Origin of the sequence: Bradyrhizobium sp. CCBAU 11434 (assembly GCF_028128895.1) — a bacterium.
In the GTDB taxonomy this organism is placed as follows: domain Bacteria; phylum Pseudomonadota; class Alphaproteobacteria; order Rhizobiales; family Xanthobacteraceae; genus Bradyrhizobium; species Bradyrhizobium zhengyangense.
Map to the genome: position 1 here is coordinate 391,099 of NZ_LBJX01000103.1, position 22,892 is coordinate 413,990.

A 22,892-nucleotide genomic window follows, 5' to 3' on the forward strand; every position below is an offset into this window, starting at 1 on the left:
AGGAGGAGGCCCGATTGCAACCCGAGGCGGGGCCGAGCGTCCAGCAATGCGTATCATCACCGGGCTTGCGCGCATTCTCATCGTCCTTCTGTCCGCCTGCCTGTCACGTGAATGCGCCGCCGACGGCCCCCGACAGCGCTCCATCCTGGTGCTGGAAGAGGCCGATTTCCGCTCGCCGTTCTACTCCGAAATCTTTGACGGCATCCGCGCCGTCGCAAAACAGAACGGCAATATCGACACGGTGATCTACGGCGAAAGCCTCGATCTCCCCCGCTTCCCGGGACCTGACTACGAAGAGAGTCTCGTCGACCACCTCAAGACCAAATATGCGCGCCGACCGATCGACGTCGTCGTGTCGATCGGCGTCGCGTCGGCAAAGTTTCTCCAGAAGCGGAAGCAGGACATCTGGCCGGCCGCACTCGTCGTGTACGGCCTCGTGCCCGATCTGCCGGAGGTGCGCGCGGTGTTCATGCCCAACACCACCGCCGTTTTTTCAAGAGTGAAGCCGACCCATCTCCTGACCGCAGCGCGCGCCGTCGTTCCCAACCTGACCCGTGTCGTCCTTGTCGGCAGCGCCTGGTCGAATCCGCTGGTCTATGGACACTGGAAGCAGGATTTCGCGGCTGCGATGCCCGGTCTCGAGGTTACCGATCTCTCGGGCACTGTGCTGCGCGAAGTGCGCAAGCAGGTCGCCAACCTGCCCGAAGGCTCCGCGATCCTGACTTCGGCCATGTATTCCGACGGCGAAGGCACCTACTATTCCCCGGCCGCCGCGCTCACGCGCATTGCCGAAAGCACGAACCGGCCGATCATCATCACATCCGATACGCTGCTCGGAAAGGCGGGCGTGGGCGGCTTCCTGCTGCTACCCGACATCATCGGACGAGAGGCCGGCGCTGTCGCGATGCGAATTCTCGATGGTGAAGCGCCGGCGAGCATCCCGCCCTTCAACGGAAACAACGTCAAGCCGATCTTCGACTGGCGAGAGCTCAAACGCTGGAATGTCGACGAATCCAATCTGCCTGCGGGCAGCGAGGTGCGCTTCCGCGTACCGAGCTTCTGGGAACAGTATTACTGGCACACCATGATCGTCACGGGCGTGCTGCTGACGCAGGCGCTGATGATCACCATTCTGCTGCGCGAGCGCCGCCTACGTTTCCTAGCGGAAGTCGAGGCACGTCAACGCATGTCGGAGCTCGCCCACATGAACCGCCGCGCCACCGCCGGCGAGATGTCCGCCTCGATCGCACACGAGCTGAGCCAGCCGCTTGCCGCGATCCTGCTCAATGCCGAGACGGCCGGGCAGATGCTGCAGGACTCCGCTCCCGACCTCGGCGAAATCAGCGACATGCTGGAGCACATTCGCCGCGACGATCAACGGGCCAGCGAGGTCATCGGCCGGCTGCGTACGTTTCTGAAGCGAGACCCTACCGAACGGCGCGAGATCGACCTCAATGCGACCGTTGATGAGGTGTTTCGCTTTCTCTCCGTGCAAGCGCTGACCCACGATGTCGGGCTCACGACGGAGCCGTCATCGGCCGGCATCCGCGTCAAAGCCGACCGGGTCCAGCTCCAGCAGGTCATCCTGAACCTGGTCGTGAACGGCATGGATGCGGTGGCGCATCTTCCGGCAGACCGGCGCCGCGTCGTCGGTCGAACAAGCCTCGCCGAGGGCAATCATGCCGTCGTCTCCATCGCCGATTCGGGCGACGGCATCCTTGCCGAAAAGGTAACCGAGATCTTCAAGCCGTTCTTCACGACCAAGGCGCAAGGCATGGGCATCGGTCTGTCGATCGCCCGCACCATCGTCGAGGCGCATGGCGGCCGCATCTGGGCCGAGAATGCACCGTCAGGCGGCGCGGTCTTTCACGTCAGCCTGCCACTGGTCGCGTCGGGATAGTTCGATCACGCGAACGCCTTCTCCAGCGTCGCGAAGATCACGGCGAGCGACTTGTCATGGCGGGTCACGGCTGGAATCGGGCGGTCGATCTTCATCAGTTGATAAACCGCCATCTGCGCCGCGCGCACCGAATATTCGACGGTGAAGACGACATCGTCGGGAATCTCGACGAACTGACTGACGAAAGCGAGGTTCACCGAATTTTTCGGTACCGGCAGCGGCCGGTCGGTCACGTGCCGCGGCATGAACATGCTGGTGATGTAGGGCATGCGGCAGGGAATGCAGATCGCGTCCTCGAATATTGCGCGGTCGAAATTCAGATGACCGCAGAGCTCTTTCAGGATGTCGGCGCCACCGCAATCCGACATCGGCTTGGCGACGAAATTGCCGATGCGATCGGGATGCAGTGCATAGCCCCAGAACACCTGGACGTTCTTGGGCTGACCGAGGAAATGGGGCTGATGGTAGAGCACGACCGACATCAGCCAGCTGGAATCCTTGAAGGTCACAAGCCCGCCGGTACCGGCCCTGTTGCCGGAGAAGGCTCCCATCTGGTCGAAGAAGCGCGGGTCGCGGCAGGTCCCGGTGAAGGACAGCCAATAGGATTCGGGGATCGAGGTGTTGAACGCCGAGGGATTACCGAATTCGGGACGTCCTTTGGCGATCGTCTCCCAGAGCGCCCAGCCCTGGCTGTCATTCTTCGTCAGGCATGGCGCGGGCTCGGCCATGGTGCCGAGGCTCGAGGCATCCGTCATCGAGCCGTTCTGGAAGAACACGAGGTCGCCGTCCTCAAGGCGGACATTGGCGGCGCGGCCATCACGGTCCAGCACGAGCTGGCGCACCCGCAGCTTCTCGCCATTGGGCTCGAACATCATGTCGGTGACGCGCGTCCCCCGCACGAATTGCACGCCCTGCCGCTTCAGCCAATCCTCGAGCGGCCGCACGATCGCGTCATACTGATTGTAGACCGTGCGCTTGACGCCGGCGAGCGTCTCGATGCGCGGGAACTCGTTCATGAAGCGGTGGAGATAGCGCTTCAGCTCGACCGCACTGTGCCAGGGCTGGAAGGCAAAGGTGGTCTGCCACATGTACCAGAAATTGGATTCGAAGAATCCCGGCGACAGCCAGTCGGTGATGCGGCTGCTCCCGAGCGTCGCCTCCGACGCTTCGGTGAGGCGCAACAACTCGAGCCGGTCGCCGGCGGTGAAGCCCATATGCGAGACGTCGATCTTGAAGCGGTTGCGGTCGACCAGCCGCGCGCGCGAATGCGCCGGGTTCTCCTCGTTGAAGGCGACGGTTTCGTCGCGCACGCTGTGGCCCGGTCGTTCGAGCGAGGGAATGTCCGACAGCAGGTCCCAGGTGCATTCGTAATGGTCGGTGGTAAGCATGCGGCCGCCACGCAGCGAATAGGCGCCATTCGGAAGCAGAGCACCGTCGAGGCTGCCTCCGACCAACGGCTGCGCCTCGTACATCAGGATGTCGCGCCCCGACAAATTCGCGTCGCGAATCAGGAACGCCGCGCCTGCGAGCGATCCGATGCCACCGCCGATGAAATACGCCTTCATGCCTTGCCTCGATTGCAGTCCGATTGATCGGCGCGACATTGCATCCGATAGCGACGAGGAAAGTTGCGCTGGATCAAGCGCGGCGGAGGGCGCACTTCAAATCGAAGTGAAGGCTCGCGAGCCGCATCCGTGAGAGGGACATTTAGCCCGATAACCACTCCCGTGTGTCCCGAAACGAGGGAAGATCGGCATTGCACGTTTTCCCCCTCGCCTCGCATATTCGGCTCAGCTCGACGTGCGAAAGATTTGCGCCATGCCCCATCCCCTCCCCGCTCTCATCGTTATCGACGTCCAGCGCGCATTCGACGAATGGGAGGCCGCGGGCAAGCGGCGCAACAATCCGGATGCGGTGGCGCGCATCGTCGACCTGCTCGCGGCGTTCCGGGCCAGCGGCGCGCCGATCTTCCATATCCGCCACGAAGGCACCAAGCCGAACTCGACGTTCCTGCCCTCGCGTTCCGGCTACACCGTCAAGGAGGAAGCGCGCGAGCAGGGCGGCGAGCCCGTGATCGTCAAGCGCGTCAACAGCGCCTTTATCGGCACCGACCTCGAGACGCGCCTGCGCGCAGACGACATCTCAACGCTCGTGATCTGCGGTGCCACCACCAATCATTGCGTGGAGACGACGACACGCATGGCCGGAAATCTCGACTTCGATGCGCAGCTCGTGCGCGATGCCACCTGGACATTCGATCGCGTCGGCCCCGATGGCGAGACGCATTCGGCCGAGGACATCCACGCGATGACGCTGTCGAATCTGAACGGCGAATTTGCCCGCATCGTGACCGCAAGCGAAGTGATCGCCTCGCTCGCAGCGGTGCGACAATAAATCTCAGCGCGATTTCGCGGCGGCGATCGCGTGCGTCGTTTCGACGCCCGCTCTCACCGGAACGCGAATAGAGCCCATCTGTTGTCACTCGATATCTCAACTGGAGTGATGACATGAAGTATCTCTTTGTCGCGATGGCTATCGGCGCTGCTGCGCTCACCGCGACGGCAGCCAACGCGGCCGGCAGCGGCAAGGCCAGGTCGAATGCGCAAGTTGGCCGATCGACCGACATCAGCGCGCAGCACAGACATGGCCATCACGGCTATCGCCAACATCATTGGCGTCCGCATCATCACGGCTATTATCGGCCGCACCATCGCAGCTATGGTTACTATCCCCGCCACCATGGCGGCCCCTACGGCTATTACGGCGGCCGCGGTCCCGGCGTGACGTTCAGCTATGGCGGCAGTCGCTGGTGACACGACAGGCCCGCAGAGATGCGGGCCTTCTTTCTCAACGCTGCAAAATGATCCCTGCCGTTTCCAGGCCGCTCGCAAGCGCAGCCTCGACCGTTCCCATGTCGCGACCGCGATAGAGCGCCTCACCGGAAAACAAGATCGAACCATCGGCGCACGCGAGAATCTCTTGCGCCGCCCGCGTCCGCGGCGTCGCCCAGGAATAGGCGCCACGGGCAAAGGGATCATTCGCCCAGTTGGCAGCGGCCGCCGCCACGAGGTCCCGCGCAATCTCCTCGCGCGGGAGGCCGAATATGGCGGCGAGCGAAGCGATGCCGGCATCGATCAGCCCTTGCTGATCGAGATGCGCCAGCCCCGCCGTTCGCGGACCACCGAACCATCCCGTCAGCACGGGATGCTGATCCGGATGACGCGTCCACCATACGGGAATGGTCTCGTCCGACAGCAGGAAAAGCATGTCGGCAAGCTCTCCGCGCCGCTCGCGCCACCATGGCCGCTTGAACCGCAGCAGGATCTTGATGACGCCGCCAAAGCCGATGTCGTCTGCAGCTCCCGCCGTCTCGCGCGCGGCCGCGGGCAGCGCGATCTCGCGCAATAGCGGCAGCGGCACAGTGAGGATTACCCGATCGCAGACTTGCAGCTCACCGCCGGCACAACGGACGATGACCTTGTCCCCGTTCTCCTCGATGGCGGTGACCACCGCACCGAGACGAACGACAACGCCGGACTTGCGGCACTCCGCGACAAGAAAATCGATCAGGCCGCCATAGCCGCCGTCGAGGCGCGCCTGCGTCGCATGTCCGTCATTCATCCATTCGTCGCGCAGCGCCAGCGTCGAGGCGCGCGCGGGGTCGGCCGCATCATAGCCCTCGACCATGCGTTCGACCGCGTGCCGCAACGGCGCGTGCTGCGGTTCGGCAAAATGCAGGCGCAGGAAATCGGCGACGGTGAGATCGTCGGTCAGATCCTTCACGGCCGCATGAAGCTGTGGGTCGTAGGGTTCGCGCGGGTTCTCTCGCGAGAATGTCGTGCCGTCGAAGCTCCATTGCGCGCCGCCGATTCCGCGCACCGTCAGCGCCGCCTCGCGCGCCAGGCTGCGCGTCACCGGCGCCTCGCCATGGACGAACTCCGCGCCGCCATCGGCTGCATAGCCGAATTCCGCGGCCGGCAGCGGATGGATACGTCCGCCGCAGCGCTCGCGCGCTTCCAGGATCGTGACCCGTCTTCCCGCGCGCGCGAGCTCGCGGGCCGCCATCAGGCCGGCCGCGCCCGCGCCGACGATGACGATGTGCTCCGAACTGTCTGGCATGCTGCTATTGGCGCGCGGGATCGTTCTGGATCAGATAGCGCAGCAGCAGGACACCGCCGCCGAGATCCCGCGAGCTCTCCAGCGTCATCGCAGTGATCGGCGCGCGCTTGTCGTGATCCTCCTCGGCAGAATCGAACACGAAAGGCGCGCCCCTGGCACCATCGATCGCGGGGCTGAGGATCAAATTGAATTCGTCGATCAGGCCGGCGCGCAGGAATGCGCCATTGGCAACACCGCCGCCTTCGACCAGCAGGCGCTTGACGCCCAGCTCGCGATTGAGGATCTCGACCGTCAAGGCGAGGTCGATCTCGGACTTGCCCGCAAAAATGTAGGACACGCCCTCACCGCGCAGTCCGGCCAGATGCGAATCCGGCACGCTCTCGGTCAGCACCACGACGATGGGATCGCCGCCGATATCGGAGCGGCCCCAGCCGATCTTGCCGTGCGCATCGAGCACGACGCCGTAGGTCTTGATATTGGAGGTCTTGGCATCGCCCCGCGCGAACCAGTTTTCGCGCGGAAATCTTTCGCTCGTCTCGGGATAGGCTTTGCCCTTGGCGAACTCGGAGCCGGTGACGCGGCCGATCACCCAGGCATCGCCGCCAAGCTGGTCATGGATCTTCTCGAACCAATCGGTGCCGGCGCCCTTCGGACGCCAGCGGCTGGGATGGGTGCGGCCGTCGAGGCTCGAATGCATCAGGCAGATGACGTAAGGCTTCATGCAAGATCTCCGCGCCAGCTTCTCAGGCCGGCTTGTTGCCCCTCTCGCGATCGTTCACGATCACCGCGAGCGGATTGAGTTTGGGCGGCGCGACCAGCCGAAGCGTATTGCTGTCGTGATGATTGAACGGGGCGCCGCGGACGAACAACTCGGTCTGGATCTGATAGCTCCAGCTGCCATCATCGTTGAAGGTGATGTCGCAACGATAAGAGTCGGTGCGGAAGGCCTGTTCCAGGAAGTCGGTCGAGCAGATCCCGTAAGTCGTGTCGCCGCGTTTCGCCGTGACGGAGATTTTCTTGTCGTCCGGCTTGGCCTTCCCCGAGGCGAGCAGCACCTGCCCGCGCGGAATCGCCAGCGTCTGCATGATCAGCCCGGTCGCCGCCTCCCACAGCCAATAGCCGACCTGGTCATGGAAGGTGATGTCTTCCTCGGGCGTGTTGATGTGAATGTGATAGCGCAGGCCATAGAATAATTGAGGCCCATTGGCCTGCGGGTCGATCGGATCCATCCTGATGTGCTCGATGAAGGTGCGCCGCTCCGGCCCTTCCGCCTTCGGATTGATGTCGATGCCCTTGTCGGCCTGCCAGGTGCCGGCGAGCCGGCGCAGCGGCCCGAGATTGGCAAGACTGTCCGGAGAAACGTCCTCGGGCTCGGTGAAGATGTCGGCAGGAATGGGGAGCATGGAGACCTCGCGTCGTTGCGCGCAGCAGCAATAGCACACGGGCAGCGCGAAACACCTGTCATGGAACCGGAAGGCTGCCCCGCGCGTTGTGGGGCCTTGAGTACGAGCCCTCGAAATCGGGCTCGAATGGGCAAGGACGCCCATGTCTCGCGTCGCAAGGGGGGCCGGTGCTGTCGGAGAAGGCTACTCGGCAGTCGACTGATCTGGGCTTCCTCGCCGATGGTGGCGAGCTGGGTGCGATGATGCGCGCCCTCGACTGGTCGGGCTCGCCACTCGGCCCTCCCAACCAATGGTCCCGGGCGCTTAAAACGACGGTCAGTATGTTGCTGGCCGCACAGGCCCAGATCGTGCTGTTCTGGGGCCCCGATTACGTCGCGCTCTACAACGACGCCTATGCGCCTGGCATCGGTGCCAATCACCCCCGTGCGCTCGGCCGGCCCGCGATCGAGAATTGGGGCGAGCTGTGGGACGATCTCGAGCCGCTGCTGTCGGGCGTGCGCCAAACGAGAAAGACCTTCGCGGCCAAGGATCGTGCCTTCTATGTCGAGCGCCATGGCTATGGCGAGACGAGCTATTGGGACGTCTCCTACTCGGCGGTGCCTGACGATGACGGTTCGGTTGGCGGCGTGCTCTGCATCGTCTCGGAGACGACCGAGCGCGTTCTCGGCGAGACGCAGTTGCGGGCGAGCGAAGCGCGTTACAGGGAGTTGAACGCGACGCTCGAACAGCGCGTGGCTGAGCGCACTGCCGAACGTCATCTGCTCGCCACCATCGTGGAAACCACCGACGGTCAGATCCAGGCACTCGATCTCGATTATCGCTGGCTCGCCATCAACGCATCCTGCGCCGACGCCTATCAGCGCATCTATGGCAAGCGGCCGAAGATCGGCGATTCCCTGCACGAATTCCTGGCCGACCGGCCCGAGCATCTCGCGGCGGCGACGGCCATCTGGAGCCGCGCGCTGGCGGGCGAAGCCTTCACCAGCATTGAGGAGTTCGGCGATATCAGTTTCGACCGCCGCGTCTACGAAATGAAATTCGAGTCGCTGCGCGCGCCTGACGGCACGCGGATCGGTGCGTTCCTGACCGGGATCGACGTGACGGATCGCCTGGAGGAGCAGGCGCGGCTGGCGCAAGCCGAGGAAGCCCTACGTCAGGCCCAGAAGATGGAAGCGATGGGCCAGCTCACCGGCGGCGTCGCACATGATTTCAACAATCTGCTGACGCCGATTGTCGGCCTGCTCGACATGTTCCAGCGCAAGGGCATCGGCGGCGAGCGCGAGCATCGCCTGATCGCCGGCGCTGCACAGGCGGCCGAGCGCGCCAAGACGCTGGTGCAGCGCCTGCTTGCTTTCGCCCGCAGGCAGCCGCTTCAGGCCGTTCCGGTCGATATCGGCCGGCTCGTTGCCGATATGGGCGAGCTGATCTCCAGCACGACCGGACCGCAGATCCAGGTGACTGTCGACACGCCCGAAGGACTGCCGGAGGCCATGGCCGACCCCAACCAGATCGAGATGGCGATCCTGAACCTCAGCGTGAACGCGCGCGACGCGATGCCCGAGGGCGGCAGGCTGAGCATCTCGGCCAAGGCCCGGACGGTCGAGCGCGCGCACGGCGCAGACCTCGTGCCCGGCACCTATGTCTGCATCTCGGTTGCGGATACCGGCATCGGCATGGACGAGGAGACTCTGGCTCACGCCGTCGAGCCGTTCTTCTCGACCAAGGGTATCGGACAAGGCACCGGTCTCGGCCTCTCGATGGTCCATGGCCTCGCCTCACAGCTCGGCGGGGCGCTGACGATCAGGAGCACCGTAGGGGCAGGCACGACAGTTGAGTTGTGGCTGCCGGTTAGCCACGCTGCCGCTGGCGCGACCGATGCTGAGCCGCAGACAAACCTGCGACCACTGCCAGCCGGCACCGCACTGCTGGTGGATGATGAGCCGCTGGTGCGCATGAGCACCGCCGAGATGCTGCGCGAGCTCGGCTATCGTGTCGTCGAAGCAAGCTCCGCGGAGGACGCGCTCCAGCGCGTCAAGGACGGCCTGCGACCGAACCTGCTGATCACCGATCACCTGATGCCCGGCATGAGCGGAACGGATCTCGGCCTGGCGCTGCGCAACCAGTACCCCGAGCTCCAGATCCTCGTCGTATCAGGCTACGCCAATAACGAAGGCATCACGCCGGATTTGTCGCGGCTGACAAAGCCGTTCCGGAGCGATGAGCTGGCGGCGAGCCTGGCCAACCTGACGAAGGCGGTTCGGTAGGACCGCACGGCAATCTCCCGACCGTACCCCTCGCTGCAATCTGAACAATATGCCAGGCCTCTCATCGCGTTGACGTTGCGCGCCCCAAATTCCCGCCCTATGCTGGATCCTGCCTCGGGGCTCAGTCCCGACGGCATTTGGACGATCGATTTTGATCTCGCAATTCATACGAAACGCCTGACGCTCCTCAGGCCCCCGACTGCGGAGCGCACCGCCAGCAACCACTGAGAATTTCGCCCCAACTCGATTGGGCGCGGCAACGCCGCAACATGTCGCCAGAGAGGTCCGTGATGGCCAAAGCCACGACGACTGCCTACCTGCCAAAGGCCCTGGTCGCTCCGCAATTGACGCACCCCATCTTCAGCGCCGCAGCGGCCCTCGGCGGAAAAATCTCGGCAACCACAGTGCGGATGCCGATCACCAATGTTCTCAACGACGGCGATTACAGCGGCAAGATCTATGTCGGCGCCAAGAAGGTCGAGATCGACGTGCTTCTCGATACCGGCAGCAGCACGCTCGCGGTGGACGGCCATTTCTACGACCCCACCAAGGACAGCGCAGCCAAGCTGACCAAGATCGGGCAGGAAGTTTCCTACCAGGATCGCAGCCGCTGGGTTGGTGGCATCGTGCAGACCGACATCACCGTCAACTCCGCTCACCCTCTCGTCCTGCCGAAGGTCCATACGGCCGTCGCGTATCATGCGACCGAGGAGATGTTCGGAAAGTCACACGGCGGCATCCTCGGCCTCGCCTATACCAGGCTCAACGACGCCTACACGATGCCGGGCAAGACCATTCCGCCCCACTACACCTACAACGAGATTCAGAAAGGCCACCGCACCTATATCGAACCGTACTTCTCGCAACTCGAGGCCGCGGGCCTGGTCGCCAACAAGTTCGCCTTCTACACGCTGCGCTCGATGGTCAACAAGACGACGGCGAAACCCGAGAGCGATCCGATCAACAACGGATTTCTCATCCTCGGAGGCGGCGAAGAGCAAACGGATCTCTACGAGGGCGCCTTCCAGCTCGCGCGCGTGGTTCACGATACATTTTACAATGTCAATCTGAAGTCGGTCACGGTCGGCAAGACCGCGCCTGTCCAGGTGACTCCACCGACCAAGGCAAGCCACGATCCGTCCAACGCCATCGTGGATAGCGGCACCAATGGAATCTATCTCGACAGACCCGTCTTCAAGGAGGTCCTCGCCCGCTTCAGGTCGCTCGGCCTCGATGATGAAATTCACGCCGGATATCTGCCGATGAGCAAGCTCAAGCTGGCCGACTGGCCGGTGCTGACTTTCGTCCTGGAAGGCGCGCTCGGCAGCGACGTCACCCTGGAGGTCGCGCCGCAAACCTATTGGCAGACCAATGCCCCGAAAGCCGGCCACGCCTCGCTGGTCTTCTACACCGGCGACGGCCCGTCGATTCTCGGGCTGCCCTTGATGAACAACTACTTCACCGTGTTCGACCGCTCGGTCAACAAAGGCCTCGGAGTTGTCAGCTTTGCTAGGATCAAGCCATGAGCTGACGCCGGCCCGGTGTGAGGCAGGCTCTCAGGCCGCCTCGCGTGCCTCAGGCCAGCCTCGCGTGAATTAAGCCGCTTCGCGTGCCGATGCCGCGCGCTGCTCGAGCATGCCGATCGTCGCGACCAGATTGTCGCGTCTCACGCGAAGGTTCGCCGCGAGCGGCGGATAGGTCGGCTGTTGCGCGTCGAACACTCCGGCCTTGGCCTCTTCCTCGAGAATGTCGGTGTTAAGCAGCCGGACGCGCCACCACAAATCGGCGATCAACGCATCGAGCTTGAGTTCTCCTGCTGCACCAGAACGGGACACTTCCTGCATCACTTGCCTCAACCTGAAACGGCCTCGCTGCTGAGGCCTGGCTTTGATGCGGACTGAGCAAGCCGGATGCCAGAAACAGGCGGCATGAGCGCAGACGTGAGCCAGCGGCCCACGCGACATCAGATCAGCGGCGCGCCCTGCCGCAGGTTCATGTGCCGGTTGACGTCCTTATACAGGAGATAGCGGAACCGGCCGGGGCCGCCGGCGTAGCAGGCCTGCGGGCAGAATGCGCGCAGCCACATGTAATCGCCAGCCTCCACTTCCACCCAGTCGCGATTGAGACGGTAAACCGCCTTGCCTTCGAGGACGTACAGCCCGTGCTCCATCACGTGCGTCTCGGTGAACGGGATCGTTGCCCCCGGCTCGAACGTCACGATGTTGATGTGCATGTCATAGCGCATGTCCGAGGGATCGATGAAGCGCGTGGTGGCCCACCGCCCGTCGGTATCCGGCATCGGCACCCGTGTCATCGAGTCTTCGTTGGTCACGATCGGTTCGGGGTCGGCCAAACCAGGCACGCGCTGGTACAGCTTGCGGATCCAGTGCAGCTGGGCGGAGCCCGTGCCACGATTGCGCAGGCTCCAGGTGTAACCGGGCGGCACATAGGCGAAGCCGCCGGCCTTCAGCTCTCTGTCCTTGCCCGCCAACTTGAGCGTGATTTGCCCGCCCGCGACGAACAGCGCACCCTCGGCGTCCTTCTCGGGCTCGGGAATTTCGCTGCCTCCATTCGGCCCGATATCCATCAAGTAGTGAGAGAACGTCTCGGCGAAGCCGGAGAGCGGTCGCGCCAGCACCCAGACACGCGTGTTGTCCCAATGCGGCAGATGGCTGACGACGATGTCGCGTTGCACGCTGTTCGGAATGACGGCGTAGGCGTTCGTGAAGACGGCGCGGCCGCTCAGGAGATCCGTCTGCGGCGGCAGGCCGCCCTGCGGGACGTGATAGGTTCGCGATGGCATCGTCAGGCCTCGTGGTGGTCAGGCATGAGCTCGAGCTGCATGGTCTCGTCCAGCCAATATTCTTCGAGATTGTCGCCGTCGCCCTTGCGGTCGACGACGAGGAACGGGCTTGCGTCCTTGAGCACCAGCAGCGGATGGTGCCAGCAGTTGCGCGCATAATTCACGCCCTGATGGCCCCTCGCCGCGAATGCCCGATAGCTCGCCGCGTTGCGCGGGTCCGTGCAAACGACGACCAGCCAGTCCGCACCATTGAGCGGCATGAACAACTGGCTTCCCAGCGGATGGCGCTCCATCAGGCGGATCGCAATCGGCGCAGGACGCAACGAGGCGACAAACCAGCTGATGTTGGTCTGTCCACCCTCAGCGGTGACATCGATCTTGGCGAGGTCGTTGAAACGCTTCGCAAAGCCCTGGTTGATCGAGAGGGGGATCGCCTCGTCCGTTTCGATGACCTCGCCGAACGGCGCGAAGGCCTGCTTCGTCAGGGGCTCAATCGAAATCGCTGCCATTGCCAACCTCAACCGCTCCTGCGCTCAAAGCGTTTGCAGGCCCGCGACGGGAGCGGCCGTACCATCTGGCTCGACCTGCAACACCTCACCTGAAGGAACGATCTCGCCGTTCAGGATGCGATGCGCCTTGGCGCGATCGAGGTCGCCTTCCCACGAGGCGACAACGACTGTCGCAACGCAGTTTCCGACATAGTTGCCGAGCGCGCGAGCGATACCGATGAACCAGTCGACCGACAGGATCAGCACCAGGCCAATCGCCGGGATGGCCGGAATGGCCGACAGCGTCGCGGCGAGGACGACGATCGCCGAGCCGGGGACGCCATGAGCGCCCTTGGAGGTGAGCAACGCGACGCCGAGGATCGCCAGAAGGTCGCCCATGGCGAGCGGCGTGTTGGTCGCCTGCGCAATGAAGACCGCCGCCAGGGTCAGATAGATCGAGAAGGCATCGAGGTTGAACGAGTAGCCGGTCGGGATGACGAGGCCGACGGTCGATCGCTTGATTCCGAGCAGCTCGAGCTTGCGCATGGTCTGCGGCAGCACGCTGTCGCCGGCGGCGGTACCAAGCACGATCATCAGTTCCTCGCGCAAGTACGCCAGCAGCTTGAACAGGCTGAAGCCGGACAGCCGCATGATCGATCCGAGCACGATCACCACGAACAGCACCACGGCGAGATAAAACAGCCCAACGAGGCCGCCGAGCTGCTTGAGCGAACCGATGCCATACTTCCCGACGGTGAAGGCAATCGCACCGAACACGCCGATCGGAGCGAGCCGGACCACGAAGTTCATCATCTTGAAGATGATCTCGTTGACGCGTTCGATGAAATCGACGACCGGCCTTGCACGCTCGCCGCACAATGACACGGCGCAGCCGAACATGATCGAGACGATCAGGACTTGCAGGACGTCGCCGGAGCTGAACGCGCCGACGATCGTCGACGGGATCAGCTTCATCAGGAATTCGGAGACGCCGCCGCCGGCGACCTGGGCCGCGGTCTGGCTGAAGCCGCTGAGCGCCTTGACATCGAGCGTCGAGGGATCGATGTTCATTCCGGCGCCCGGCTGGAAATAATAGGCCAGCGCAATGCCGAACACCAAGGCGATCGTGGTGACGATCTCGAAATAGAGCAGCGAGCGGATGCCGACCCTGCCGACCTTCGAAAGGTCTCCGGCCGCCGAAATGCCCTGCACCACGACGCAGAACACGATGACGGGCACCAGCATCTTGATCAGCTTGATGAAGCCGTCACCGAGCGGCTTCATCTGCAAGGCCGTGTCGGGATAGGCCATGCCGAGCGCGATGCCGAGCGCGAGTGCAATGACGACCTGGAAGAAGAGTGATTTGAAAATCCTGGGCATGGCTTTCCTCGCTCAAAGGGCTGGTGTCGGTCTGGCTTGGTCGGCGGCTTAAGCCTTTCGCCATTGTTGTCGTTGGCGGCGCGACGCCGCTGCGTGCAGGGCCACCCGCCGCTTGCAGGGCGGACGACGGCTGCATCGGTCATTCGTTGACCAGGTGCGACATCAAGTCCAATATATAGAACGACACGATTGATAGGGTTTCGCTATGGATCTTCGCCAGGTCAGGTACTTCATCGCGGTGGCCGAAGAGCGCAGCTTCACCCTCGCCGCCCGGCGGCTGAACCTGTCGCAGCCGCCGCTGAGCCAGCATATCCAGGCCCTCGAGGCAGAGCTCGGCACGCCGCTGCTCTACCGGACCAGCCGCAAGGTGGAGCTGACGCAGGCCGGCGAAGCGATGCTGCTGCGCGGCCGCGCCATCCTGCAGCAGGTCAAGTCAGCGGAAGACGAGGTGCGCTCGATCGGCGCCGGTATGGTCGGAACGCTGGATCTCGGCGCGACCGGCTCCATCCTGCGCGGGCGCCTTGCCGAGCTGCTGGCCGCCTACCGGCAAGTCGCGCCATTGGTGAAGATGACCGTGCACGAGCAGGCGCCGGCGCGACAGATCGCGGCCCTGCTCAACCGCACCACCAACATCTCGCTCATCCGCGGCGTTCCCACCGAGCGCGACCTCACCAGCAAGCTGGCATGGCGGGAAGAGGTCGTTCTCGCCGTGCCCCGCACGCACCCCTTTGCAAAACGCAAGCGCGTCGCGCTTGGCGAACTGGCGTCGGAGGATCACGTCGTCCTCGACCCCGACAGCTCCGATTTCGCGCGCTATGTGCAGACGTGCTGTGTCGATGCCGGCTTCCTGCCAAAAGTATCCCAGCAGGTCGTCGACGCGCAGTCGATCCCGAGTCTGATCGCGGCCGGCTTCGGCGTCGCGCTGGTGCCGCAGTCGATCGCGCGTTTCACGACAGCAGACATCGCGTTTCGTCCGATCAGGCCGTCACCGCCGGCTGCCGACGTGTTCCTGGTGTTCAGACAGGACGAGACGTCGATGGTGGTGCACAATTTCATCAAGCTGGCGCTGCGGTATTTGGGGCAGAGGAAGAGGGTGGTTTAGGTCGCCAGAATCACCCATAGAGCCCGGCGACAATCGGCATGCGGGCAGCGCGCAGGGCGGGAAACAATCCGCCGAACAAGCCGACTGCGAGCGCGAGCAACAGGCCCTGGCCGATCAGGCGCGGGCTGAGTTCGAAGTTGAAGACCACCTGGCTGAAGCTTGCGCCCATGGTCGAGGCCGTGAAGCCGTCAAACACCAGATAGGTGGCTGCGGCGCCGATCACGCCGCCGATCGCAGCCAGGATCAGCGACTCCACCAGCGTGCCGACGAACGCCGAAAAGCCGCCGAACCCGATGGCGCGCAAGGTCGCGATCTCGGTCGCCCGTGCCGCGACCGAGGAGTACATCGTGTTGAGCGCGCCGGCGAGCGAGCCGAACGCCATCGCGATCGCCAGCGGCCAGCCGAGCTTCTGGATCAGGTCCGACGTATTCGACGCCTGCTGGGCGAAATAGGCGGCCTCGGACATCACGTCGAGCTTGAGACGTGGATCGTTGTCGCTGTACGCGCGCAGTGTCTCGATCGCCGCCGGACTGGTGAGCCGCGCCCGCACGGTCTGGACGGCGCCGGTGCGCTTGAACAGGCTCTGCAGCACCGGCAGATCGGCCCATATCTCCGATTCGAACACGCTGCCGTCGGCGGCGAAGATCCCGACCACCGTCCACCGCGTGTTGTTGAACGCCACAGTCCGGCCGAGCTCGAAGCCCTCGAATTCCTTGCCCAGCGCCCTGCCGACGATGATCTCGTTGGTGCCCGGATTGAACATCCGGCCCGCGATCATGACGACGCCACGACGCAAGCCCGGGCCTTGCGGGCCGAGGCCGCGCAGCGGCAGGCTCGCCTTGGTCCCGGTGCTGCGCTTGATTCCATTGACGGTCAGATAGAGCTCGCCCGAGGTCTGCGGCTTGCCGTCGGATCCCTTGGCAATGCCGGGACCGTCCTCGATCAGCCGGACCTGGTCGCGCAGGACGACGCTGTTGATCTCCGAAACCGCGCCGCTGCGCAACACCACGGCGATATCCTCCGCTCCGGAATCGGCGATGGTGCGCCGGAAGCCGTTGGCCATGGAGAGGAACGCCAGGAGGACCGTGACGACGAGGCCGACCGCGATCACGGTCGCCAGCGACAGCCACAGGCGCTGCGGCAGGCTCTTGAGATTGATGGCGGTGACCGCCAGGATCTGCAGCATGATCGAGCGCATCGCGTCAGCTCCGTCCGAGCGCAGTGACGATATTGAGGCGCATCGCGTTGAGCGCCGGCACCAGGCCCGTGATGATGCCGAACACGACCATCAGTCCCACCGCCGCCGCTGCGATATCGGGGTAGAGCGACAGCGTCGGAACAAAGCTCATCAAGCTGTCCCGCACCCGCGTGATCAGGAGCAGCGCGACGCCGAGGCCGGGCAGGCCGCCGAGCAGCGCCAGCAGGATCGATTCGCCGAGCACCATGCGCAGGATTCGGCCGCCGGAAAAGCCCAGCGTCTTCAACACGCCGATTTCGCGCGTGCGCTCGCGCACCGTCATCACCATGGTGTTGCCCACGATCATCAGGATGGTCAGGAAGGCCGCCCCGACCACCAGCTCCACGATCAGCGCGACGTTGCCGAGCTGGGCGGCGAACGCCTTGTTGAAGGCCTTCTCGCTGTCGGTCGTCGTCTCGTAGGGAGAATTGGCAAACATCCCGTCGATGGCGTCGATCACGCGCTCGTTCGCGGCCACGGACGTGGTGCGCAGCGCCAGCCAGTTGATCAGGTCCTTGCCGAACGAGCGGGTCTCGTTGAAATAGTCGTAGCCCATCAGCATGACGTTGGTGTCGGCCTGCGGAATGCGGGCGGTGAAGCTGCCGACGATGATGAAGTCCCAGGCGTGCGAGCCGCTCTTTTGTGACCAGATGCTGCTCGAGATCGGAATGTGATCACCGACCTTCCAGCCCCACTTCTCCATCATGCGCGCCCCAACCAGAACGCCGGTTCGCTCGCGGATGAAGGCGGCGCGAACCTCGGGTGCAAACACGTAGTCGCTGTCGCGGAGCTTCATCCAGTTCTCCGGATCGACGGCAAAGGCCGCGATGAAGTTCCTCGGCTCCTGGTAATAGCCGCCGAACCAGCTGAAATGGGTGATCTGGGCGACGCCGTCGATGGCGGCGACGCGATTGTAGTAGGAGATCGGCAAGGGCTGGGTGAAGTTGATCTTGTTGAGCACCACCAGGCGGTCGGGCGTGGCGCGATCCTGCCCGGCGTTGAAGGCGCGCTCGAAGCTCGCCAGCACACCGAAGATCGCAAACGCGATCAGGATCGAGACCATCATCAGGATGGCCCGCAGTTTCCGGCGGAACAGATTCTTGCGGATCAGGACCAGATCGTTCACGCCACAAGCTCCTTTTCGATGAAGTGGCCCTTGTCGAGATGCAGCGATCGCTTGGCGTATTGCGCCGCCGCCGGATCGTGGGTCACCATCACGATGGTCTTGCCGAGATCGCGGTTGAGCACTTGCAGGATCGACAGCACCTCGTCGGCGGTGGTGCGATCGAGATCTCCGGTCGGCTCGTCGCACAACAGCAGCGCCGGGTCGGAGACGATGGCGCGCGCGATGGCGACGCGCTGCTGCTGCCCGCCCGACATTTCCTTGGGATAGTGCTTGACCCGATCGGCGAGCCCGACCACGCCGAGCGCCGTTTCGACCCGCTGGCGCCGCTCCTTGCGGCCGAGCCGCGTCAGCAGCAGCGGCAATTCGACATTCTGCGCCGCGGTCAGCATCGGCATCAGATTGTAGAACTGGAAGATGAAGCCGATATGGGATGCGCGCCAGCGCGAAAGCTCGCTCTCGGACAGGAGATCAAGGCGCTCACCGGCAACCTCGATCTCACCGGCGTCGGATCGATCGATGCCACCAAGCAGGTTGAGCAGGGTGGTCTTGCCAGATCCCGACGGCCCCATCACGGCGACGAAATCGCCGCGTGGAATGGCAAGGTTGAGACCATCGAAGATGGTGATCGTCTCCTTCCCCTTGGTGAAACGCTTGCACAGATCGACGATGTCGATCATCGGGTCGATCGGATCGGTCGGCGATAACATGGGTCTTGCTCCCGCGTGCTTAAGGGGAATCCGACCGCGCCGCGGCGGGCGCGCCGTCGTCCAGGAATGTCACCTTGATCGCCATGTCAGGCAGAATGCGCGGATCTTTCAGGTCCATGCCGACACGGACCTTGACGGTCGCCTTCTCGCGATTGGCGGTTGGCACGATGGCGATGACGGCGCCAGGGATGCGCCAGTCCGGATAGGCATCGAGCACGGCTTCGACGCGAGTGCCGGCATGCAAGCGGCCGATCGAGGCTTCGTTGACGTCGACCTCGATCTCGATCGAGTCCATGTCGACAATGGTGCAGATGCCGGTGCGGGTGAAGCCGCCGCCGGCCGACAGCGGCGAGATCATCTCGCCCGGTTGCGCGCTGCGGTCGACCACGACGCCGGCGAACGGCGCGCGGATCCGGTGCTTGCCGAGCACCTCGCCGTAGCGCTGCGCCTCGAGCCGCGCTGCCGCCAGTTGCGCTTCCGCCTGGTGGAGCTGAGCCCGCAGCACGCCGGCTCTCGCCTGCGCCTTGGTCAGATCGGCCTCGGTGGCATAGTTCTTCCCCGACAGCGTCTGGGTTCGATTGAGGATTCGCTCGGCGTCGGCGAGGTCAGCCGCAATGGCGGCCACGGCCGCTTCGGAAGCCTCCGCGCGCGCCTGTGCCAGTGCGTAATCCTTGTCGGCCAGGACATCGTCGAGCCTGGCGAGAACCTGGCCGGCCTGCACCACCATGCCCTCGTCAACCAGGAGCTCGACCACCTTGCCGGTGACCTCGGCCGCGATCGTGGCCTTGCGGCGCGCCACGACGTAGCCGGACGCAATCAGGCTGCCCGTGCTACCAGGCGGAACCGCCACACTCTTCTGAACCGCATTATCGGACTGGACAACCTGGGGAGACGGCCTCTCGACGGCGGGTGCCTGCGCCGGCTGTATCGGGCTGCCGAGCCAAAGCACCGCGCCGCTTCCCACGACGATCAGGGCGATCAATATCCCGGTGGCCGGAAGCAGCCATCGTCGCGGCCGCGACGAAGGCCCGGCCGGGGGAGACCGTTCGATCGTGAGCGAGCGGAGCGATCGCGTCCTGTCATCCATCTCCACAGCTTGCCTGCTCCGGCGAGCTCTCTCTCGCCCGTTACAGAATTCGGCTAGCCGATTTTCAACGGGATTGGCCGATTCTGAAGTTTTTCGTCGTTTTCCAATGCGATGGCTGCCGACCGGGCAAGTGCGTCACGACGGAATTCGGTCGGCGTCAGGCCGATCTCGGCCTTGAACGCACGATTGAACGGACCGATCGACTGGAAACCGGCGTCCATGGCAATCGTCAGCACCGCGACGTCGCGTTGACTCGGATCGGACAGCGCCGCCTTGGCCTCATCGATGCGATAGCGGTTGAGAAAGGCGTTGAAGTTGCGATAGCCGAGACCCTCGTTGATGGCCTGGCGGAGCCGGTATTCCGGCAAGTCGAGCTTGGCCGCGAGGGCGCCGATGGTGAGGCCTTCCTGCCGATAGACCCGTTCGACCGTCATCAAGATGTCGAGCCGGCGCAACAGCAGCGACGCCGTCGCATCGCGACCGCCGTCGGCCGCCCTGATCGGCGCCGCGCGTTCCGCAGTTTCGGACGCAGGTGCCGCGGCCATCGCGACGACAGCGGGAATGGCCGGCGGCGGATGGAACAGGGCCCATCCGGCCAGTGCCGCGATCGCCAGCAGACCGGCTGACGTAGCCAAGCTGCCTGATATGCCGACGCTGTTGGCCGAGATCGACGTCAGGTCCGGGACGGACAGCATGACCACAATGAGCAGCGCCAGGATCAGGACCGCGAGCCGCAGCCGGCGCCGACCGGCAACGAGGTCGGTCTTCCACGTTCTGATCGTCTGCACGGCTGCGGAGAGTGCCAGGATGATCGCCAGGATCGACATCGATCGAACGCCCGCCTTGGCGAATATCGGCCATGTCGTCCATTTGAAGATCACCGAGAACCAGACGCCGACAACGGCCAGCCACAGGGCGCCATGCCAGCGCCGAACCACGAAATCGTCGTCGAAACTCGCACGCGCCCATAACCATACGAGCACCGGATTGGCGCCCAAAACCGGCATGATCCACCAGACCGTGGCCTTGGGCACGAACGGTGCCGTCACGATCGCGTAGAGCGCGCCCGAGGCGGCCATGGCGACGCTGAGCCATTTGATCGTATCCAGCGGGCGAACACGCCCCAGGGTCACGACCACCATCATCAGGAAGAGACCGGCAACTGCGCCGCGCAGGCCGAGGTCAAGTGCGGTGGCTTCCATGCTGTCCGCGATTCCCACCGGCGAAGCCCAAGATGTTGCACAGACGTTGCGCGAGCCGACGGATTGTTGTCATCGAAGCGCCGCTCGGCAACTCAAGTGCAGACGCTACAACCTGGAGAATAATCGGACGGGCGTCCTGGAGCAAACCAGCGATGCGAGGGAGCCCATCCAGGGCAGCGCGTCTTCGCCAAAAGGCTTCGCCGGGCAAGCTTCACGGCTTCGCTGTGAGGGAGATCAGAATGGCCGCGCCAAGCGTAGCTTCGAGAGCCATGGTGCCCAGGGGCGGAATCGAACCACCGACACTGCGATTTTCAGTCGCATGCTCTACCAACTGAGCTACCTGGGCGTGCTCCAAGAGAGGGGCCAAAGCCCATCGAGCGGGCGGTTTATAGTGGGCTCGGAGCGGCCTGTCCACCCACGCTTCGCCGTCGGCTTCGCGGGGCATGGCTTGGCTGTGTACAAGCTTCGGCGGGCTTGCCGCAGCGCGCCGGACGGCCTTATAAGCCATTGATATATTTAATTATTCGATATCATCGACCTCATCATCCCGGCCGGGGATGACGTAGGAGCCTTTCAGCCAACGGTTCAGATCGACATCGCGGCAGCGCGAGGAGCAGAACGGGCGGGTGGCCTGCGCCTGCGGCTTACCGCAGATCGGGCAGGTTTTGAGCGGCGCGGCGGGCTTTTTGATCTGGTCGTCCATGGTCGGGATAGCTGTACACGAGGTCGGGGCATTCAAGGGCCCGCGGGCAAACAGGTTTCTCAGGTCACGGCGCAAAAACCCCGCCAGGGGATTCTACTGTGCATGGGGTTGTTTTCGAGAATTTGTCAGACCGCGGTGGCGTTGAGCCAGCCGAAGCGGATCGGAAAGCCTTCGCCGCCGAGCAGCGTCGTGGTCTCGTAGAGCGGCAGGCCGACCACGTTGGTGTAGGAGCCGACCATCTTCACCACGAAGGAGCCGGCGATGCCCTGCACGGCATAGCCGCCGGCTTTGCCGCGCCATTCGCCGGAGCCGATATAGGCTTGGATGTCGTCCTCCGAGAGCCGCTTGAAGCGGACGCGGGTCTCGACCAGGCGCTGGCGGAAGGCCTCGCGCGGCGTCACCAGGCAGATCGCGGTGTAGACGCGGTGGTTGCGGCCCGACAGCAGCCGCAGGCACTGCGCGGCTTCGTCCACCAGATTGGCCTTGGGCAGGATGCGGCGGCCGACCGCCACCACCGTATCGGCGGACAGGATGAAGGCGCCGCGCAACTCGTCATCCAGCTGCACGGATTTGAGCGCCGCATCGGCCTTGGCCCGCGCAAGGCGGTTGGCGCAGGCGCGCGGCAGCTCGCCCCGCCGCGGCGTCTCGTCGACGTCGGCCGGCCGGAGCGCGTCCGGGTCGATGCCGGCCTGGTTGAGCAGCGACAGGCGCCGCGGCGAACCGGAGGCAAGAACGAATTTGGGGCGGCCGAGCATCAGGTGATTTTGGGGATCAGGCAGGGGGTGAATTGCGCGCGGAACCTATCGGAAGGGGGCTGATTTCACAACCCGGGAACCCGACTTTGCTGATTCGAGGTTTCCGACATGCGTGTGCCCTCAATCTGTGACGCAGGTGTTACGGCAGCTACCCGCTCGCAGCGCCCACCTTCGCGAACCGTCGGCGGATCCGCATCAGCAGCTGGTCGCAGACCTCGCGGTAGGCGGCGAGCTTCTGGTCGCGGCTGCCTTCCATCGTGGTCGGATCGTGCGTCGGCCAGTATTCGACGTCGGCGGCGAGCGTCCGGGTCAGCTCCAGGGCCTTGTGATGCGCCTCCGGCGAGAGCGTGATGATGAGGTCGAAATTGAGCCCCTCCCAATCCTCCAGCTCCTCGAAGGTCTGCGGCTTGTGAGTCGAGATGTCCTGGCCGAGCTCGGCCATCACACTGACGGCGAACGGATCGAGTTCGCCTTTTCTGGCACCGGCGGACTTTACGTACAGGCCTTGCGGAAACATGTGCTGGAGCAGGCTCGCGGCCATCGGCGAGCGCACGCTGTTCATCGCGCAGGCAAACAGCACCGATTGCGGATCGCGTGCGCGTGCGGGCGCAGCCAT

22 protein-coding genes and 1 tRNA gene are annotated in these 22,892 nt (G+C 64.2%); 6 read left to right on the forward strand and 17 right to left on the reverse strand.

Annotation, left to right across the window (positions count from 1 at the left end):
* Window positions 1–46 precede the first annotated feature (46 nt).
* Window positions 47–1,900 carry a sensor histidine kinase gene (locus XI06_RS41945; RefSeq protein ID WP_271607956.1) on the forward strand — a complete coding sequence of 618 codons (1,854 nt, stop codon included), beginning with the start codon at window positions 47–49 and terminating at the stop codon, window positions 1,898–1,900.
* 5 nt (window positions 1,901–1,905) lie between these two features.
* Here the strand turns inward: XI06_RS41945 and XI06_RS41950 are convergent, their stop codons facing one another.
* Window positions 1,906–3,504 (reverse strand): oleate hydratase, encoded by a 1,599-nt coding sequence (locus XI06_RS41950; protein WP_271607957.1) that lies wholly within the window; start codon window positions 3,502–3,504, stop codon window positions 1,906–1,908.
* Between the two features lie 214 nt (window positions 3,505–3,718).
* Between XI06_RS41950 and XI06_RS41955 the strand changes: the two genes are divergently transcribed.
* Both XI06_RS41955 and XI06_RS41960 read left to right on the forward strand, forming a co-directional pair.
* Entirely contained in the window at window positions 3,719–4,294 is a 576-nt protein-coding gene (locus XI06_RS41955) for a cysteine hydrolase family protein (RefSeq protein WP_237890231.1), read from the forward strand.
* Window positions 4,295–4,407: 113 nt separating this feature from the next.
* On the forward strand, window positions 4,408–4,713 hold the full coding sequence (locus XI06_RS41960; RefSeq protein WP_237863226.1) for a hypothetical protein: 306 nt from the start codon (window positions 4,408–4,410) through the stop codon (window positions 4,711–4,713).
* Window positions 4,714–4,747: 34 nt separating this feature from the next.
* Here the strand turns inward: XI06_RS41960 and XI06_RS41965 are convergent, their stop codons facing one another.
* From XI06_RS41965 to XI06_RS41975, 3 genes are read right to left on the reverse strand one after another with little or no spacing between them, the layout of a single operon-like run.
* Window positions 4,748–6,019: a flavin monoamine oxidase family protein gene (locus tag XI06_RS41965; RefSeq protein WP_237863227.1), complete on the reverse strand. Its 1,272-nt coding sequence runs from the start codon at window positions 6,017–6,019 to the stop codon at window positions 4,748–4,750.
* A 4-nt stretch (window positions 6,020–6,023) separates the two neighbouring features.
* Window positions 6,024–6,740 (reverse strand): RibD family protein, encoded by a 717-nt coding sequence (locus tag XI06_RS41970; RefSeq protein WP_237863228.1) that lies wholly within the window; start codon window positions 6,738–6,740, stop codon window positions 6,024–6,026.
* 22 nt (window positions 6,741–6,762) lie between these two features.
* A complete protein-coding gene (locus tag XI06_RS41975) occupies window positions 6,763–7,422 on the reverse strand; it encodes an FABP family protein (protein ID WP_237863229.1) in 660 nt (219 codons plus the stop codon).
* Between the two features lie 239 nt (window positions 7,423–7,661).
* Here XI06_RS41975 and XI06_RS41980 point away from each other — a divergent pair, with 239 nt between their 5' ends.
* Both XI06_RS41980 and XI06_RS41985 read left to right on the forward strand, forming a co-directional pair.
* The gene (locus XI06_RS41980; protein ID WP_417281630.1) at window positions 7,662–9,686 is read left to right on the forward strand and encodes a hybrid sensor histidine kinase/response regulator; all 2,025 of its coding nucleotides are present in this window, start codon (window positions 7,662–7,664) and stop codon (window positions 9,684–9,686) included.
* Between the two features lie 290 nt (window positions 9,687–9,976).
* Window positions 9,977–11,212: a pepsin-like aspartic protease gene (locus XI06_RS41985; protein WP_237890226.1), complete on the forward strand. Its 1,236-nt coding sequence runs from the start codon at window positions 9,977–9,979 to the stop codon at window positions 11,210–11,212.
* A 69-nt stretch (window positions 11,213–11,281) separates the two neighbouring features.
* Here the strand turns inward: XI06_RS41985 and XI06_RS41990 are convergent, their stop codons facing one another.
* The 4 genes from XI06_RS41990 to XI06_RS42005 form a co-directional block, all read right to left on the reverse strand.
* The gene (locus XI06_RS41990) at window positions 11,282–11,530 is read right to left on the reverse strand and encodes a hypothetical protein (protein ID WP_237863232.1); all 249 of its coding nucleotides are present in this window, start codon (window positions 11,528–11,530) and stop codon (window positions 11,282–11,284) included.
* 119 nt (window positions 11,531–11,649) lie between these two features.
* Entirely contained in the window at window positions 11,650–12,489 is an 840-nt protein-coding gene (locus XI06_RS41995) for a bifunctional allantoicase/(S)-ureidoglycine aminohydrolase (protein ID WP_271607958.1), read from the reverse strand.
* A 2-nt stretch (window positions 12,490–12,491) separates the two neighbouring features.
* Window positions 12,492–12,998, reverse strand: coding sequence for an ureidoglycolate lyase (locus tag XI06_RS42000; protein WP_237890225.1), 507 nt, complete (start codon window positions 12,996–12,998; stop codon window positions 12,492–12,494).
* Window positions 12,999–13,022: 24 nt separating this feature from the next.
* The gene (locus XI06_RS42005) at window positions 13,023–14,357 is read right to left on the reverse strand and encodes a C4-dicarboxylate transporter DctA (RefSeq protein ID WP_271607959.1); all 1,335 of its coding nucleotides are present in this window, start codon (window positions 14,355–14,357) and stop codon (window positions 13,023–13,025) included.
* Between the two features lie 205 nt (window positions 14,358–14,562).
* Here XI06_RS42005 and XI06_RS42010 point away from each other — a divergent pair, with 205 nt between their 5' ends.
* Window positions 14,563–15,459: a LysR substrate-binding domain-containing protein gene (locus XI06_RS42010; protein WP_271607960.1), complete on the forward strand. Its 897-nt coding sequence runs from the start codon at window positions 14,563–14,565 to the stop codon at window positions 15,457–15,459.
* A 10-nt stretch (window positions 15,460–15,469) separates the two neighbouring features.
* Here the strand turns inward: XI06_RS42010 and XI06_RS42015 are convergent, their stop codons facing one another.
* The 9 genes from XI06_RS42015 to XI06_RS42055 form a co-directional block, all read right to left on the reverse strand.
* Window positions 15,470–16,657, reverse strand: a complete 1,188-nt coding sequence (locus XI06_RS42015) for an ABC transporter permease (protein WP_271607961.1) — start codon at window positions 16,655–16,657, stop codon at window positions 15,470–15,472.
* 4 nt (window positions 16,658–16,661) lie between these two features.
* Window positions 16,662–17,822: an ABC transporter permease gene (locus XI06_RS42020; protein ID WP_271607962.1), complete on the reverse strand. Its 1,161-nt coding sequence runs from the start codon at window positions 17,820–17,822 to the stop codon at window positions 16,662–16,664.
* Window positions 17,819–18,529 carry an ABC transporter ATP-binding protein gene (locus tag XI06_RS42025; RefSeq protein ID WP_442869497.1) on the reverse strand — a complete coding sequence of 237 codons (711 nt, stop codon included), beginning with the start codon at window positions 18,527–18,529 and terminating at the stop codon, window positions 17,819–17,821. The genes XI06_RS42020 and XI06_RS42025 overlap by 4 nt, the downstream gene beginning before the upstream one ends.
* Before the next feature lie 19 nt (window positions 18,530–18,548).
* The gene (locus XI06_RS42030; protein ID WP_237863242.1) at window positions 18,549–19,379 is read right to left on the reverse strand and encodes an efflux RND transporter periplasmic adaptor subunit; all 831 of its coding nucleotides are present in this window, start codon (window positions 19,377–19,379) and stop codon (window positions 18,549–18,551) included.
* A gap of 290 nt (window positions 19,380–19,669) precedes the next feature.
* Window positions 19,670–20,818, reverse strand: coding sequence for an AraC family transcriptional regulator (locus XI06_RS42035; protein ID WP_271607963.1), 1,149 nt, complete (start codon window positions 20,816–20,818; stop codon window positions 19,670–19,672).
* A gap of 270 nt (window positions 20,819–21,088) precedes the next feature.
* Window positions 21,089–21,164 (reverse strand) — tRNA-Phe (locus XI06_RS42040).
* 174 nt (window positions 21,165–21,338) lie between these two features.
* Window positions 21,339–21,521: a DNA gyrase inhibitor YacG gene (gene yacG / locus XI06_RS42045; protein WP_237859567.1), complete on the reverse strand. Its 183-nt coding sequence runs from the start codon at window positions 21,519–21,521 to the stop codon at window positions 21,339–21,341.
* A 125-nt stretch (window positions 21,522–21,646) separates the two neighbouring features.
* Window positions 21,647–22,276, reverse strand: a complete 630-nt coding sequence (locus XI06_RS42050) for a Maf-like protein (RefSeq protein WP_188098821.1) — start codon at window positions 22,274–22,276, stop codon at window positions 21,647–21,649.
* Window positions 22,277–22,424: 148 nt separating this feature from the next.
* On the reverse strand, window positions 22,425–22,892 hold the full coding sequence (locus XI06_RS42055; protein WP_237859569.1) for an arsenate-mycothiol transferase ArsC: 468 nt from the start codon (window positions 22,890–22,892) through the stop codon (window positions 22,425–22,427).